A 14100-nucleotide genomic window follows, 5' to 3' on the forward strand; every position below is an offset into this window, starting at 1 on the left:
GCGAATGGCGATATTGATATGCAATTCTAATCATCTTATCAAAGTCCATAGCAAAACTCTGTTTCCCATGCGTACAGGAACGCCCTCCGCCTGACGGGCATGCTAGAGTCGCGCCTGTTGCTGACGCCCGGGAACGAGGCTTGCGTTTGCGCAAACCCTGAGTAAATGCAGGCTGCGCGGAACAAGTATCAATATGTTCCCCTTGAATAAGCCCCCTACCGTCCCTATAATTAGCACTCGTTAGTAGAGAGTGCTAACAAACTCTTTCGTAGCAATCCTCAGGACATGATGGTGCATGCCGGACAACAGCAGGGAACGCTACGCGGCGGGCGACGCCGCGATGCCACCACTGCCCAGGCTGGTACGTACTGATGCCATGGGGTTTGCTTGACCGTTGCGGGCTGCTTTCAACGGCGGTCACTGAAAGCACGCCTGGCGCTGTGCCAGGCATGTATTCATTCAGCAACACTTATCCATTGAACTTTAAGGAGTTTTGTATGAATCTGCGCCCATTGAACGATCGCGTCATCGTCAAACGCCTCGACCAGGAAACCAAAACTGCGTCCGGCCTCATCATTCCTGATGCAGCTGCTGAAAAACCGGATCAAGGCGAAGTCCTTGCCGTAGGCAATGGCAAGATTCTCGACGACGGCAAAGTCCGTCCTCTGGATGTCAAAGTGGGCGACCGTGTCCTGTTCGGCAAGTACGCCGGCCAAACCGTCAAAGTTGACGGCGATGAGCTGCTGGTCATGCGCGAAGAAGACATCATGGCGATCGTCGTCAAGTAATTGTTTCCACGTTTTAGATAACTCATTCCGAAATTTCTGGAGAATTGAACATGGCAGCTAAAGAAGTAGTATTCGGCGACGCAGCGCGCGCCAAGATGGTTGAAGGCGTCAACATCCTCGCCAACGCAGTCAAAGTGACCCTGGGCCCGAAAGGCCGCAACGTGGTCCTGGAGCGCTCGTTCGGCGCCCCTACCGTCACCAAGGATGGTGTCTCGGTAGCCAAAGAAGTTGAACTCAAAGACAAGCTCATGAACATGGGCGCGCAAATGGTCAAGGAAGTTGCTTCCCGCACCAGCGACAACGCCGGCGACGGCACCACCACCGCAACCGTGCTGGCCCAAGCCATCGTGCGCGAAGGCATGAAGTTCGTTGCCGCCGGCATGAACCCGATGGACCTGAAGCGCGGTATCGACAAAGCGGTTGCCGCGACCGTCGAAGAACTGGCGAAAATCGCCCGTCCTTGCACCACCACCAAAGAAATCGCCCAAGTTGGCGCGATCTCGGCGAACTCGGACTACTCGATCGGCGAGCGTATCGCTGAAGCGATGGAAAAAGTCGGCAAAGAAGGCGTCATCACCGTGGAAGACGGCAAGTCGCTGAACGACGAGCTGGACATCGTTGAAGGCATGCAGTTCGACCGCGGCTACCTGTCGCCATACTTCATCAACAACCCAGAGAAACAAGTTGCCGTACTGGACAGCCCGTTCGTCCTGCTGTGCGACAAGAAAATCTCGAACATCCGTGACCTGCTGCCGGTACTGGAACAAGTCGCCAAAGCTGGCCGTCCACTGCTGATCATCGCGGAAGACATCGAAGGCGAAGCGCTGGCCACCCTGGTTGTGAACAACATCCGCGGCATCCTGAAAACCTGCGCAGTGAAAGCACCTGGCTTCGGCGACCGCCGCAAAGCCATGCTGGAAGACATCGCTGTCCTGACCGGCGGCCAAGTGATCGCTGAAGAAGTCGGCCTGACCCTGGAAAAAGTGACCCTGGCCGAACTGGGCCAAGCGAAGCGCATCGAAGTGGGCAAGGAAAACACCATCGTCATCGATGGCGCCGGCGAAGCTGCCTCGATCGAAGCACGCGTGAAACAAGTGCGTGTACAGATCGAAGAAGCGACCTCGGACTACGACCGTGAAAAACTGCAAGAGCGCGTCGCCAAACTGGCTGGCGGCGTTGCCGTGATCAAGGTTGGCGCAGCCACCGAAGTCGAAATGAAAGAGAAAAAAGCCCGCGTTGAAGATGCACTGCACGCGACCCGCGCTGCCGTGGAAGAAGGCATCGTGCCAGGCGGCGGCGTAGCCCTGCTGCGCGCACGCGCCAACATCACGGTCAAGGGCGACAATCCTGATCAAGACGCTGGTATCAAGATCGTCCTGCGCGCAATGGAAGAGCCACTGCGCATGATCGTGCAAAACGCTGGCGAAGAAGCTTCGGTCGTCGTGGCAGCCGTATTGGCTGGCACGGGCAACTACGGCTACAACGCTGCCAACGGCACGTATGGCGACATGGTTGAAATGGGCGTCCTGGACCCAGCCAAAGTGACCCGTTCGGCGCTGCAAAACGCCGCTTCGATCGCTTCGCTGATGCTGACGACCGACTGCATGGTCTGCGAAATCGCTGACGACAAGGCAGGCGGCGGCATGGGCGGCGGCATGGGTGGTATGGGCGGCATGGGCGGCATGGACGGCATGATGTAAGTCCGGCGGCCACGCGCGCAGGCGACGGCGCGCGCAGCCGCCTACGCCGGGGGGCAGCTGACAGGCCAAAAGCTGCCAGCGCCTTCCCGGCAGCCCCGAAAGCCATCTTCTACGGAAGGTGGCTTTTTTTTCGCCCAGGGATTTGGCAAGCCCGTTTGACAAACCCGTTTGGCAAACCCGTTTGGCAAACCCGTCTGCCAGGCCCGTTGTCAGCCCGTTGGCAGGGCCGGCGATTGCCCGCCTGCCCGTTTTGCTTTAGCATGGCCGCCATCATCCACCCTTATCCCGTCATCACGCCACCATGCCGCCACGCGCCTCTTCTTCCAAAACCGCCATCATCGCCGGCATCCTGGCCGGCTTGCTGGCCGCCGGACTCGGCGCTTTTTACCTGCAGCAGTCCACGCCGCAGGACGGCAAGGCGCCGGCCGCCAGCAGCGGCGCGCCCGCCGCGGAGCACAGTGCGCGCGCCATCGATGCGCTGATGGCTTTGCCGGAAATCAAGGCCTGGTCGGCGCACATCGAAAAAGCCTCGGGCGGCCGCGCGCATGGCGCCGTGATGGAAACGGCGCCCGAGACGCGCCTCGTCGATGGCACCGCCTACTATCAGCTGAGCTTTTTTGAAAGCACGCCGGAAGCGGCCCACCGCTGGGAAAGTTTCGTCGTCTCGCCCGATGGCAAGCGCATCCTCGTCGACGATAGCGTCAGCGGCGACTTGCTGAGCCTGGAACAATGGCGCAAGGACAGCGCGCCCATGCAGCGCATCGCCACCCAGTAACGCCCCTCGCGCTGGCGCCCGCCGCGGCGCCATGCATGCGCCCATCCGGCACCAGGCATGCCCCCAAGCCCCCGCCGCAGCGCAAGGTTTACTTTCCGCCATCAAAGCCCGATACTCGGCGGCATGCCAGCCACCACCGTCCGCCCCCTCACCCCTGACGACGCTTGCGCCTACCGCGCGCTGCGCCTGCAGGGCATCGCCGAATTGCCGGCCGCCTTCTGCACCACGCATGCGGCGGAAAGCGCCGTGCCGCTGGCGCAGATCGCCGAGCGCTTGCGCACGACGCCACACCAAATAATGTTCGGCGCATTCGCGGGACCGCAGTTGCTCGCCATTGCCGGCCTGCGCCGCGAGCCGATCGCCGTGCTGCACGACAAGGCCAGCCTGTGGGGCATCTATGTGGCGCCGCCGGCACGCGGCCAGGGTACCGGGCGGCAACTGGTACAGGCCGCCATCACACACGCCTGCGCCGTTCCTGAACTGGCCCTGCTGCGCCTGGCCGTGGCGCACGACAACCACGCGGCGCTCAAGCTCTACCTGCGCTGCGGCTTCACGCTGGCCAGCGAACAGGCGCGGCTGGACATGCTGCAGATGCAATTCTTGCTGCCCCGTCCCGCGCAAGCGGGCGTCGCAGATGCCAAAAATAATGTCTTTATGAAAATCAATACCTTACAAATCCTTGCGAAATAACCAAGATGCCGTTTTTTCTGTTGCAAGCAAGCGCAACAGGCCTTAGCATCGCGGCTTACAAAAAATACTTGGGGAGAGCCAATGTCATCGGCCGAGACACACACCGCCACGGGCAAAATGCCGCGGCAAATTCCGTACATCATCGCCAACGAGGGCTGCGAACGCTTCAGCTTTTATGGCATGCGCAACATCCTGACGCCATTCCTCATCAGCACCTTGCTGCTGATGATCCCGATCGACCAGCGCACGGGCGAAGCCAAGCACGTCTTCCACACCTTCGTCATCGGCGTGTATTTCTTCCCCCTGCTGGGCGGCTGGCTGGCCGACCGCTTCTTTGGCAAGTACAACACCATCTTCTGGCTCAGCCTCGTGTATTGCGCCGGCCATGCCTGCCTGGCCATCTTTGAAAGCAGCGTCAACGGCTTCTATTTCGGCCTGTTCCTGATCGCCTTCGGCTCGGGGGGCATCAAGCCGCTGGTGGCCTCGTTTGTAGGCGACCAGTTCGACCAGACCAACAAGCACAAGGCCAAGCTGGTCTTCGATCTGTTCTACTGGATCATCAACTTTGGCTCCTTCTTCGCGTCGCTGCTGATGCCGCTGTTCCTGAAAAAGTATGGCCCGTCGATCGCCTTCGGCATCCCCGGCCTGATGATGCTGGCCGCCACCATCGTGTTCTGGATGGGCGCCAAGAAATACGTGCACGTGCCGCCAGCGCCGCCGAACCCCGATTCGTTCACCCGCGTGGCCCGCACCGCCCTGCTGGCGCGCGTCGACGGCGGTTCGCGTCCCGGCCTGTACGTGGCCTACGTCGGCGTGATCGGCGCCCTGTATGCGTTCTACAGCATTCCTGAATGGGGCTTCGTGATTTCCGCGTGTACCGCGCTGGTCTTGCTGCTGGCCTTCGGCAGCATCGGCACGGCCATGCAGCTGGAACGCGCACGCGGCATCCACCCTGACGAAGCCGTCGAAGGCGTGCGCGCCGTGCTGCGCATCCTCGTCATCTTCGCCCTCGTCACGCCGTTCTTCTCGCTGTTCGACCAGAAGGCCTCGACCTGGATCGTGCAGGCCAACACCATGGAAAAACCAAGCTGGTTCCTGCCGGCGCAGATGCAGGCGCTGAACCCGATGCTGGTGATGCTCCTGATCCCGTTCAACAACCTGGTGCTGTACCCGATGCTGAACCGCTTCGGCTGGGAAGCGACGGCCCTGCGCCGCATGACGGCCGGCATCGGTTTCTCCTCGCTGGCCTGGATCGTCATCGGCTTGCTGCAACTGGCCCTCGACAGCGGCAGCGCCGTCTCCATCATGTGGCAGATCCTGCCGTATGCCCTGCTGACGTTCGGCGAAGTGCTGGTCTCGGCGACAGGCCTGGAGTTTGCCTACAGCCAGGCGCCCGTCTCGATGAAGGGCGCCATCATGAGCTTCTGGAACCTGTCGACCACCGTCGGCAACCTGTGGGTACTGATCGTCAACCGCAGCGTCATGAACGAAGGCGTGATCGGCAAGATCGCCGAAAGCGGCATCAGCGTGACGGCCTTCCAGATGTTCTTCTTTGCCGCCTTCGCCGCCGTCGCCATGCTGGCTTTCGGCCTGTATGCGAAGCGCTACAAGATGGTGGACAACTACCGCCAGGCGGTGGTGCCGGGCAAGGCGTAATCATACAAGTAGGTCGGAGTAGCCCGCAGGGCGTAATCCGACAACGCTGCTGACAATGTCGTCGGATTACGCGTGGCGATGCCACGCTAATCCGACCTGCGCGTCCTACTTTTTTACGTCGTCACCGTGGGCGCATCGCGCCCCGTGCGCTCGCGGATCTGCGCGACCTGCTGCGCCACCGCGATCAGCCCCCCCAGCGCTTGCTGCGTCGGGATGTCGTGCTGCGCCGTATCGGCCTCGTAGCGTTCCAGGTACAGGCGCAGGGTGGCGCCCTGCGTGCCCGTGCCGGACAGGCGCAGCACGATGCGCGAACCATCCGTCATGATGATGCGGATACCCTGCTGCGTGGCCACCGAACCGTCGACCGGGTCGGTATAACTGAAGTCGTCGGCCAGCGCCACCGTGTAGCCGTCGAACTGCTGGCCAGGCAAGGATGCCAGCCGCGCGCGCACGGCCGCCATCAGCTGCTGCGCGCTGGCGCTGTCGATGTCCTCGTAGTCGTGGCGCGAATAGTAGTTGCGGCCATACGTGGCCCAGTGCGCGCGCACGATCTCTTCCACCGATTGCTTTTTTGCCGCCAGCAGGTTGAGCCAGAACAGCACCGCCCACACCCCATCTTTTTCACGCACGTGGTTCGAGCCCGTGCCGTAGCTTTCCTCGCCGCACAGGGTGGCCATGCCGGCGTCGAGCAGGTTGCCGAAGAACTTCCAGCCCGTCGGCGTCTCGAAGCACGGGATGCCCAGCGCGCTGGCGACCCGGTCGGCCGCGCCCGACGTCGGCATGGAGCGGGCGATGCCTGTCAAGCCGGCGCGGTATCCCGGCGCCACCGTGGCGTTGGCGGCCAGGATGGCCAGGCTGTCCGAGGGCGTGACGTCGAAGCGCCGGCCGACGATCATGTTGCGGTCGCCATCGCCATCGGAAGCGGCGCCGAAGTCCGGCGCCTCATTCACGCCATCGTCGCCGGCCATGATGGCGATCAGCTGGTGCGCGTTGACGGGGTTCGGGTCCGGATGGCCGCCGCCGAAGTCTTCCAGCGGCACGCCGTTGATGACGCTGCCCTTGGGCGCGCCCAGCATGCCTTCCAGGATGGCCGTGGCGTACGGGCCGGAGACGGCGTGCATGCCGTCAAAGCAGATGCGCAGGCCGCCCGCGAACAGGGCGCGGATGGCGTCGAAGTCGAACAGCTGCTGCATCAGTTCCGCGTAATCAAGCACCGGATCGATCACGTCGACTTGCATCTGCTCGATGCGCACGGTGCCCAAGGCATCGAGGTCGATGTCGGCCGCGTCGCTGATGCGGTATTCGCTGATGCTCTGCGTGCGCGCAAACATGGCTTCCGTGACCTTTTCCGGTGCCGGGCCGCCATTGGCGATGTTGTACTTGATGCCGAAATCGCCATCGGGTCCGCCCGGGTTGTGGCTGGCCGACAGGATGATGCCGCCGCTGGCGCCGTGCTTGCGGATCACGCAGCTGACGGCGGGCGTCGACAGGATGCCGCCCTGCCCCAGCAGCACGCGCGCATAGCCGTGCGCGGCCGCCATGCGCAGCACCGTCTGGATCGCCGTGCGGTTGTAATAGCGGCCATCGCCGCCCAGCACCAGCGTCTGGCCACGGCAGTCGCCCAGCGTGTCAAAAACGCTCTGCACGAAATTTTCCAGGTATTGCGGCGCGCTGAACACGCCGACCTTCTTGCGCAAGCCCGAGGTGCCAGGCTGCTGGCCGGCGACCGGCGCCGTGTTGATGATTTGAATAGCCATATTGCCTCCATATTAATAATGCATGTTAACGCATGCGGGGCCAGCGGCAAAGCGTCGTACGCTTGCGAGGGTGCGTCAGCAAGCTTTGCGCCGCATCGCCACCTGCCTGGCTGCGCATGCCCGCACGGGAGGCAGTGCCCGCGCGCAGTGGCAGGAACTGCTGAACTTCTGCTGACGCGGCAACCGCCTGCCCTGCGGTAGCCGCGCTTGCTTGCTGCCTAATTGCAACAGCCTACTCTTGCATGTCTCACAAGCTGACATTATAATAAGAATAGTTCTCATTCACATTTGGACCTCGACGAGGTCTGCACTAAACCTCTCACGCCTGCCGCCATCGCCGGTGCGTCGCCAGACTGGCATGGGAGGTGCGCGGCTGGATGACACGCTGCGCCAGCCAGGCCCTACCGCCAAGCAAGCCTCCCATATCAAAAACGCCAGCCGCACGACGGCAGGCAAACGAGAAGAAGGATCTTTCATGGCGCGAGTACATTCGCGGACCGGCATGGTTGCCGGCCCGTTTTCCCCACCCGTTTCCCAGCTTGCCCTGCGTCCGCTGGCACTGGCCGTGCATTCCGCCCTGCTGACGCTGATGCTGGGCGCAGGCGCGGCCTGGGCAGCCGATGCGCCCGCCACGCCAGACGAAGCAACCTTGAGCGAAATCAAGGTACTGGGACAGCAAGACAAGGCATCGACGGAAAACACGGGGTCCTACACCACCAAGCAGATGGCCACGGCCACGCGCATGGGCCTGTCCATCCGCGAAACGCCGCAATCGATTTCCGTCGTCACGCGCCAGCGCATGGATGACATGGGCCTGAACAGCCTGGCAGAGGTACTGGTGCAGTCGACGGGCGTGACGGTGCAGGAAAACGACAGCGAACGGACGAATTTTTCCGCGCGCGGCTTTTCCATCGGCAATTATCAGATCGATGGCGTGGCCGTCAATTCGGGCAGCAATGCGCTGTTCGACACGGCCATCTATGACCGCATCGAAATCGTGCGCGGCGCCACGGGCCTGGTCAGCGGCAATGGCGACCCGTCGGCCACCATTAACATGCTGCACAAGCGTCCGGGCAAGGAATTGGCCGCCTCGGCCGGCATGACGGTGGGCTCCTGGAGCAAGGTCCGCCTCGAAGGCGACATCAGCGCGCCATTGAATGCCGACGGCAGCATCCGCGGAAGAGTCGTCGTGGCGGGCCAGAACCGCCACTCCTACATGGACCTGTACAAGGAACGCAAGCTGGTGGGCGCCGTCATCGTCGAGGCGGACCTGACGCCGGACACGCTGCTGACGGCCGGCATCGACTACCAGAAAAACACGCCGAAGGGCACGAGCTGGGGCACCACGCCCCTGTTCTTCTCGGACGGCACGCCGGCCAACATGCCCCGCTCGTTCAACATGGCGGCCAAGTGGAGCAGCTGGGAGCGCGCATTCGAAAATAAATATGTCTACCTCGAACACCGCTTCGCCAACGACTGGAAGATCAAGGCCGCGTATGGCCGCCTGGACAGCTCCTCGAACGGCAAGCTGTTCTACGGCGGCAGCGGCTATCCGAAGCGCGACGGCAGCGGCCTGGAAGTGTGGAGCGGCGCCTTCCCCTACGATGAAAAACAGGACAACTTCGACCTGTCGGCCAACGGCGCCTTTTCCCTGTTCGGCCGCCAGCACGACCTGGTGCTGGGCGTGAATGGCTGGAAGCGCACGGGCACGACGAATGAAACCCTGCTGCCCGATCCGCTGCCCTACGCCACCCGCATCCCCGACTTCCGCAACTGGACGGGCGACGTGCCCGAGCCGGTACTGACGCGCACGGGCGCGCGCGACGTCGCCACGACAAAACAGTCGGGCGCCTTCATCGCCACGCGCATCAACGTCATGGACAACCTCAAGGTGCTGGCCGGCGCGCGCGTCTCGAAGTGGGAAACGTATAACGACCGCTACGACGCCAAGGGCAATTTCGTCAAGCGCAGCTCGGCCTACAAGACGGACGATGTCGTCACGCCGTACGCGGGCGTGGTGCTCGACGTGAGCAAGAGCACCTCGCTGTACGCCAGCTATACGGACCTGTTCAAGCCGCAAAACCTGAAGGACAAGAACAACGCCTTCCTCGACCCGATCACGGGCAGCAACGTGGAAGCGGGCGTGAAAAGCGCATTCTTCGACGAGGCCCTGAATGCCTCGTTTGCCGTGTATGAGGCCAGGCAGGACAACCTGGGCGAGGAAGACAAGTCGGTGCCGCTGACTTTCGTGCTGCCCGATGGCAGCCGTCCGTATGTCTCGACCGGCAAGGGCACGAAAAGCCGCGGCTACGAAGCGGAAGTGTCGGGCAGCCCCCTGAGCGGCTGGCAGCTGTTCGCCGGCTACACGCACAGCAAATCGAAGACGGGCAAGGGCGTGGTGACCAACACCATCCAGCCGACCAACATGCTGCGCGCCTCGACCACCTACCGCCTGCCGGGCGCACTGCAGAACATCACCATCGGTGGCGGCGTGAACTGGCAGAACGAGATCTACACGACGGCCACCCTGCCGAACAAGACGAAGATACGCGTCAGCCAGGGCAGCTATGTGCTGGCCAACCTGATGGCGCGCTACCAGATCACGCCCAAGCTGGCCGCCACCTTGAACGTCAACAACCTGTTCGACAAGACGTATTTCCGCCGCGTGGGCTTCTATAACGGCGGCTATTACGGCGAACCGCGCAACGTGGCACTGAACCTGCGCTACCAGTACTGATGCACCATGCCGGCCGCGTTCTCCGGGACGCGGCCGTTTTTACCATTTCCTATAAAAAGATAAGGGATACACCATGCACATCGCTACCATCGCCCGCCGCGGCGCCCTCTCCGCCGCATTGCTGGCCGGCGTCTTCGCGGCCGGCACGGCCAGCGCGCACCAGATCTGGCTGCAGCAGGACGGCAAGTCGGCCAGCGTCTACTTCGGCGAATTCGGCGACAACCTGCGCGAAGCGTCGCCCGGCCTGCTGGACAAGTTCAGCATCAGGAACGTGACGTGGATCTCGCCGTCCGGCAGCAAGCCCCTGCAGGCCAGCAAGACGGCCGGCGCCTTTGTCCTGAACGGCAAGGTGGCGGCCGGCGAAAGCATCATCGCCGAGGAGCGCCACTATCCGTCATGGGAAGAGAAAAAGGATGGCAAGGCCACGCGCACCGTGTGGATCCCCGCCGCGCGCCTGGTCGCCGACGGCAAGGCGCAGGCCGCCGCGCTGACCCTGGACCTGGTGCCGACCGGCACGGCAGGCCAGTTCCAGGTCAGCTACCAGGGCAAGCCGCTGGCGCAAGCCAAGGTCAACGCCGTGGTGCAGTCGGGCTGGGGCAAGGAAGCCTGGAGCGACGCGCAAGGCCTGGTCAGCTTCCCGCTGCCATGGCAGGGTACCTATGTGCTGGAAGTGCAGCACACGGACAAGCAGGCCGGCCAGCACGAAGGCGTCGCCTATGACAAGGCCATGTATGTGACCACCCTGAGCCTGGTGCAGCCGCAAGGCGTGGCGCCGCTGCCTGCCGGTCCGGCCCTGCCACCCAGCAAGGATCACGACTGACCATGCAAGCGCCAGCCATCACTAAAATGCCGCGCCTGCGGCTCTCCGCCGGCGCCGTGTACCGGTTCGGCGTGGCCTCGCGCAGCGTGGCCGCCATCGTCGGCGGCTACGTGCTGGCCGCGCTGGTCACCATGCTGCTGTCGGTGAGCCTCCCCATGGCCCGTTCCGAAGCCGTCATGACGGCTACCCTGCTGTCGTTTGCCATCTACACCTGCGCCGTGATGTGGGTCTTCGCCACCGGCAGCGCCCTGCGCGCCTGGCTGGGCCTGCTGATCCCGGCCGCCATCATCGCCGCCATCCTGCAATGGATGGACGCCTTATCCTGGAGTCTAGCATGAAAGAAGGTTTTCGCCAGTCGATGGCATGGCTGCACACCTGGTCCGGCCTGCTCGTCTGCTGGATCCTGCTGCTGGTGTTTTGCGCCGGCACGGCCAGCTACTACCGCAATGAAATCACCCTGTGGATGCAGCCCGAACTGCACGGCGCCGCCGCCAGCAAGGTGACGACGGAAGAAGCGGCCAGGGTGGCGCAACAGGCGATGCAAGAGCGGGCCGAAGGCGCCACGCGCTGGTTCATCAGCCTGCCCGGCGAACGCAGCCCCGCCACGCAGCTGGGCTGGAGCAAGCCGTCGAAACCCGGTGAAAAGAAGCGCGGACGGCGCGGCAATTTTCACAGCGAAAAAGCCGACCCGGCCACGGGCGAAGTGCTGTCCAAGCCGCGCGAGACGCGGGGCGGCGAATTCCTCTACCGCCTGCACTTCGACCTGCACTACATGTCGGCCATCTGGGGCCGCTGGATCGTGGGCTTCTGCGCCATGTTCATGTTCGTCTCCATCATCAGCGGCATCGTCACGCACAAGCGCATCTTCAAGGACCTGTTTACCTTCCGGCCGAAGAAGGGCCAGCGCTCGTGGCTGGACGCGCATAACGTGACGGCCGTGCTGGCCCTGCCCTACCACATCATGATTACCTACACGGGCCTGGTCACGTTGATGTTCCTGTACATGCCGTCCGGCGCCACGGCCGCCTACAAGGGCGACCAGGATGCCTTCTTCGCCGAAGCCTTCCCGGGCCGCTCGGGCGACAGCAAGCCGGCCGGCGTGGCCGCGCCGCTGACGCCGCTGGCGCCCCTCGTGCGCCAGGCGGAACAGCACTGGGGCGGCGGCAAGGTCGAGCGCATTTCCGTCAACCATCCGGGCGACGCCAACGCCACCATCTCGCTGACGCGCGCCGGTGGGCGCGCCATGTCCTCGAAGCAGCCGTCGATGGAATTCGATGGCGTGTCCGGCAAGCTGTTGTCAGCCGATGGCGACACGCAGCCCGGTGCGGCCGCCACGCAAGGCGTGATGGTGGGATTGCACGTCGCGCATTTCGGCGGCCCGCTGCTGCGCGCCCTGTTCTTCCTCTCCGGCCTGGCCGGCTGCGCCATGGTGGCCACGGGCGCCTTGCTGTGGGCCGTCAAGACGCGCCAGAAGCAAGCCAAGGCGCTGGCCGCCGGCAAGCGGCCCAGCTTCGGCCTGCGCCTGGTGGAAGCGCTCAACATCGGTGCCATCGCCGGCATCCCGATCGCCTTCGGCGCGTATTTCTGGGCCAACCGCCTGCTGTCGGTGACGATGGAAGACCGGCCAAAAGAGGAAATCGCCTGCTTCTTCGGCGCCTGGGCCCTGGCCGCCATCATCGCCCAGCTGCGTCCATCGCGCACCATGTGGCGCATGCAGCTGGCCGTCGGCGCCTTCCTGCTGGCATCGCTGCCCGTGCTGAATGTCTTCACCACCGAATCGCACCTGGGCGTGACCTTGTTCCTCGGCCGCGGTCCCGTATCTGTGGCCGCCTTCGACCTGGTGGTGCTGGTGCTGGGACTGGGCCTGGCATATGCAGCGTTCAAATTGAAACCGCTGCCGCTGAAGGCCACCAAGGCGGCACCGATGAAACCGGCGCAAACGATGGAGGCCGCGTGATGGAACTGCTTGCGAACTTCCTCGTCTTTGCCCTGTGCTATACGGGCCTGTCTGCGCTGTGCCTGGCCATGGACCGCCATTACGCCGACTTGCACGGACGCGGCGCCGAACCGCCCGCACCCCTGCGCCGCCGCCTGCAGTGGACGGGGTGGCTGGCGCTGGCGGCGGGCCTGGCCTGGGCCATGCACATCGCCGGCGGCGGCTATGGCCTGGTGTACTGGGTCGGCAGCCTGACGGGCTGCGGCTTGCTGCTGATCTGGCTGCTGCCCTATGCGCCGCACCAGGCCATGCGCCTGGCGCGCGGCATCGGCGGCGCGGCCGTGCTGGCCGCCATCGCGCTGGCCGTGCTGTAGCGTTTATGCTGTGCCGCCACCCGCGTGGCAGCCAGCGCGTGGCGACAAGCGCGTGGCGGCTAGCGCGTGGCGGCCCAGCAACAACGCATTGCGCCGGCGTGCCCATCGCGCTAAAATGAGAATAATTCTTATTTGCATTAAGGCTTCCCCACCATGCCAGGCAGTCCGTTCGCGCCCACTCCCTTGCTGCCGACGCAGCTGGAAAGCCACTACCGTGCGCACCACGGCTGGCTGGCGCACTGGTTGCAGCGGCGCCTGGGCAATGCAGCCGAGGCGGCCGACCTGATGCAGGACACCTTCACGCGCCTGCTGCAAGGCGCGCCCGCGCAGCCGCAGACGCCGGCCCTGCGCGCGCCCAAGGCCTACCTGGCCACCGTCGCCAAGCACCTGCTGATCAACCATTTGCGGCGCCAGTCGCTGGAACGGGCCTGGGCCGAGGCGCTGGCCGCCCTGCCGCAGCGGCACCAGCCGTCCGCCGAACAGCGCGCCGAAATCCTGCAGGCGCTGCAGGCCGTGGACGCCATGCTCGACGGCCTGAAACCGAAAGTGCGCGCCGTCTTCATCCTGGCGCAGATCGAAGGCCATGCCTACGCCGACATCGCCGCGCAGCTGGGCATCGGCGAGCGCTCGGTGAAGCGCTACATGGCCGAGGCGCTGACCGAATGCGTGCTGCTGGCGCCGGATCTGCTGGCATGAGCGCCGCCGCTGCGCCATCCCCTCCTCCATCTCCCCCGCTGTCGCGTAGCGTGGCGCGCCAGGCCGTCGAATGGTATCTGCTGGAGCAGTCGGGCCAGGCCACGCCGGATGACCTGGCCGCCAGCGCGCAGTGGCGCGCGCTCGACCCGGAACACGCGCGCGCCTGGAACC

13 protein-coding genes are annotated in these 14100 nt (G+C 64.0%); 12 read left to right on the forward strand and 1 reads right to left on the reverse strand.

Features of this window, described 5'->3' with window-relative positions; genetic code table 11:
• The first annotated feature begins 497 nt into the window (after nt 1–497).
• From groES to JaAD80_RS02290, 5 genes are all read left to right on the forward strand, one after another.
• Entirely contained in the window at nt 498–788 is a 291-nt protein-coding gene (groES, locus tag JaAD80_RS02270; protein ID WP_010400979.1) for a co-chaperone GroES, read from the forward strand.
• A gap of 50 nt (nt 789–838) precedes the next feature.
• Nucleotides 839–2488, forward strand: a complete 1650-nt coding sequence (groL, locus tag JaAD80_RS02275; RefSeq protein WP_010400981.1) for a chaperonin GroEL — start codon at nt 839–841, stop codon at nt 2486–2488.
• Between the two features lie 301 nt (nt 2489–2789).
• Entirely contained in the window at nt 2790–3263 is a 474-nt protein-coding gene (locus tag JaAD80_RS02280) for a hypothetical protein (RefSeq protein WP_258002773.1), read from the forward strand.
• 123 nt (nt 3264–3386) lie between these two features.
• On the forward strand, nt 3387–3953 hold the full coding sequence (locus JaAD80_RS02285; RefSeq protein ID WP_180979257.1) for a GNAT family N-acetyltransferase: 567 nt from the start codon (nt 3387–3389) through the stop codon (nt 3951–3953).
• 117 nt (nt 3954–4070) lie between these two features.
• Nucleotides 4071–5609 carry an oligopeptide:H+ symporter gene (locus tag JaAD80_RS02290; RefSeq protein WP_219726769.1) on the forward strand — a complete coding sequence of 513 codons (1539 nt, stop codon included), beginning with the start codon at nt 4071–4073 and terminating at the stop codon, nt 5607–5609.
• A gap of 113 nt (nt 5610–5722) precedes the next feature.
• Here JaAD80_RS02290 and JaAD80_RS02295 read toward each other — a convergent pair whose 3' ends face one another.
• Nucleotides 5723–7366 carry an alpha-D-glucose phosphate-specific phosphoglucomutase gene (locus JaAD80_RS02295; RefSeq protein WP_102292688.1) on the reverse strand — a complete coding sequence of 548 codons (1644 nt, stop codon included), beginning with the start codon at nt 7364–7366 and terminating at the stop codon, nt 5723–5725.
• 475 nt (nt 7367–7841) lie between these two features.
• On the opposite strand from JaAD80_RS02295, the gene JaAD80_RS02300 reads away from it, so the two are divergent.
• From JaAD80_RS02300 to JaAD80_RS31965, 7 genes are all read left to right on the forward strand, one after another.
• Nucleotides 7842–10103: a TonB-dependent siderophore receptor gene (locus JaAD80_RS02300; protein WP_180979258.1), complete on the forward strand. Its 2262-nt coding sequence runs from the start codon at nt 7842–7844 to the stop codon at nt 10101–10103.
• Nucleotides 10104–10176: 73 nt separating this feature from the next.
• Nucleotides 10177–10923, forward strand: a complete 747-nt coding sequence (locus tag JaAD80_RS02305) for a DUF4198 domain-containing protein (protein WP_102292690.1) — start codon at nt 10177–10179, stop codon at nt 10921–10923.
• Nucleotides 10924–10925: 2 nt separating this feature from the next.
• Nucleotides 10926–11261 (forward strand): DUF3649 domain-containing protein, encoded by a 336-nt coding sequence (locus JaAD80_RS02310; RefSeq protein ID WP_102292691.1) that lies wholly within the window; start codon nt 10926–10928, stop codon nt 11259–11261.
• Nucleotides 11258–12880, forward strand: coding sequence for a PepSY domain-containing protein (locus JaAD80_RS02315; RefSeq protein ID WP_102292692.1), 1623 nt, complete (start codon nt 11258–11260; stop codon nt 12878–12880). Before JaAD80_RS02310 ends, JaAD80_RS02315 begins: the two co-directional genes overlap by 4 nt.
• Nucleotides 12880–13233, forward strand: a complete 354-nt coding sequence (locus JaAD80_RS02320) for a DUF3325 domain-containing protein (protein ID WP_102292693.1) — start codon at nt 12880–12882, stop codon at nt 13231–13233. The genes JaAD80_RS02315 and JaAD80_RS02320 overlap by 1 nt, the downstream gene beginning before the upstream one ends.
• A gap of 153 nt (nt 13234–13386) precedes the next feature.
• On the forward strand, nt 13387–13929 hold the full coding sequence (locus JaAD80_RS02325) for a sigma-70 family RNA polymerase sigma factor (protein WP_102292694.1): 543 nt from the start codon (nt 13387–13389) through the stop codon (nt 13927–13929).
• Nucleotides 13926–14100 (forward strand): DUF4880 domain-containing protein (locus JaAD80_RS31965; RefSeq protein WP_180979259.1); only part of this gene is annotated, 175 nt, incomplete at its 3' end. The genes JaAD80_RS02325 and JaAD80_RS31965, both read left to right, overlap by 4 nt.

This window comes from Janthinobacterium sp. AD80, assembly GCF_002878455.1.
Lineage (GTDB): Bacteria > Pseudomonadota > Gammaproteobacteria > Burkholderiales > Burkholderiaceae_D > Janthinobacterium.

Excerpts from the sequence above, each read along its gene's own strand:
- groES (WP_010400979.1), top strand. The coding sequence starts at position 498 with ATGAATCTGCGCCCATTGAACGATCGCGTCATCGTCAAACGCCTCGAC.
- groL (WP_010400981.1), top strand. The coding sequence starts at position 839 with ATGGCAGCTAAAGAAGTAGTATTCGGCGACGCAGCGCGCGCCAAGATG.
- JaAD80_RS02280 (WP_258002773.1), top strand. The coding sequence starts at position 2,790 with ATGCCGCCACGCGCCTCTTCTTCCAAAACCGCCATCATCGCCGGCATC.
- JaAD80_RS02285 (WP_180979257.1), top strand. The coding sequence starts at position 3,387 with ATGCCAGCCACCACCGTCCGCCCCCTCACCCCTGACGACGCTTGCGCC.
- JaAD80_RS02290 (WP_219726769.1), top strand. The coding sequence starts at position 4,071 with ATGCCGCGGCAAATTCCGTACATCATCGCCAACGAGGGCTGCGAACGC.
- JaAD80_RS02295 (WP_102292688.1), bottom strand. The coding sequence starts at position 7,366 with ATGGCTATTCAAATCATCAACACGGCGCCGGTCGCCGGCCAGCAGCCT.
- JaAD80_RS02300 (WP_180979258.1), top strand. The coding sequence starts at position 7,842 with ATGGCGCGAGTACATTCGCGGACCGGCATGGTTGCCGGCCCGTTTTCC.
- JaAD80_RS02305 (WP_102292690.1), top strand. The coding sequence starts at position 10,177 with ATGCACATCGCTACCATCGCCCGCCGCGGCGCCCTCTCCGCCGCATTG.
- JaAD80_RS02310 (WP_102292691.1), top strand. The coding sequence starts at position 10,926 with ATGCAAGCGCCAGCCATCACTAAAATGCCGCGCCTGCGGCTCTCCGCC.
- JaAD80_RS02315 (WP_102292692.1), top strand. The coding sequence starts at position 11,258 with ATGAAAGAAGGTTTTCGCCAGTCGATGGCATGGCTGCACACCTGGTCC.
- JaAD80_RS02320 (WP_102292693.1), top strand. The coding sequence starts at position 12,880 with ATGGAACTGCTTGCGAACTTCCTCGTCTTTGCCCTGTGCTATACGGGC.
- JaAD80_RS02325 (WP_102292694.1), top strand. The coding sequence starts at position 13,387 with ATGCCAGGCAGTCCGTTCGCGCCCACTCCCTTGCTGCCGACGCAGCTG.